Annotated in this window: 1 protein-coding gene; it reads right to left on the bottom strand. The window is 57.6% G+C overall.

Annotated elements, in window-relative coordinates; all coding sequences use genetic code 11:
• Window positions 1–212, bottom strand: a 212-nt coding sequence (locus Q4563_RS22395; protein ID WP_303606115.1) for an NAD-glutamate dehydrogenase domain-containing protein, incomplete at its 3' end; no start/stop codon positions are given.
• Window positions 213–238: the final 26 nt, after the last annotated feature.

Here is a 238-nt window from a genome sequence, read left to right as displayed (position 1 = left end):
ACCCAGTTGAGTGACAAGTGTTCACCAATATCGAAGTACGCCGCCGCCACTTCCGCAAAGGTGCGGTCGGTTTCGGTGGCGGCTTCAATAATGCCGAGGGCTGAGTACAGATTGATGGCACCTACCGTGTAGCTGGCCAGACTCTGGGGGACACCCCGGTCAACCCGGGCCTGATAGCTGCGTTGCCAGCGCTCCAGGGATGAACCCCGCAATATATCTCCCAGATTGGCAGCAATAT

It is taken from the genome of Gilvimarinus sp. 1_MG-2023 (assembly GCF_030548285.1).
Note: the sequence above shows the minus strand (reverse complement) of the source record. Positions and strands in the feature narration are given on the sequence as shown.